The sequence below is a fragment of the Halorubrum sp. SD690R genome (assembly GCF_005435035.1).
Classification (GTDB): domain Archaea; phylum Halobacteriota; class Halobacteria; order Halobacteriales; family Haloferacaceae; genus Halorubrum; species Halorubrum ezzemoulense.
This window is the reverse complement of record NZ_SGTV01000127.1, coordinates 1-473: the sequence shown is the minus strand read 5'-3', so window position 1 is coordinate 473 and position 473 is coordinate 1. Positions and strand designations below refer to the sequence as shown.

Here is a 473-nt window from a genome sequence, read left to right as displayed (position 1 = left end):
CCGGGATCCTCACGATGCGGTACTCGGTGGCCGTCTCCCGGACCGGCGTCCGGTGGGCGCTCCTGACCGCCGGCGCGGCCGTGACGCTGTACGAGTCGCTGTACGCCGCGGCGATCTGGGGGATGCCCCTCGTGCGACCGTCGGGCGTCGTGTATCAGGGCGACGGGATCGACGCCGTCGAGGCGTTCGGCCCCGGGGCGATGGTCCCCGGGGTCGTCCTGTTCGCGGTCGGCTTCTGGGTGCTCGTCGGGCGCGTGGACGAGGCCGAGCGGTGAGTCTGTGGGGTGTGCGAGGATGGATCTCTTTCGCGGTCGAGCGTTGGACTGAAAGAAGACTGCGAGGTCGACGCGTTACTCGACGTCGACGGTCGTGTCGAGTAGGATCGACTCTGAGGGCGTGTGGATGATTTGGACTTCCCACTCGCCGGCGTATTCGTACGTCTCATCACCGTCGGATTCGCCTTCAACTTCTAG

At 66.8% G+C, this 473-nt stretch carries 1 protein-coding gene; it reads left to right on the top strand.

Annotated features, from left to right (window positions below):
• The coding region (locus EXE41_RS18710; protein ID WP_206750866.1) for a hypothetical protein at positions 1–275 on the top strand (275 nt) is incomplete at its 5' end.
• Positions 276–473 lie beyond the last annotated feature (198 nt).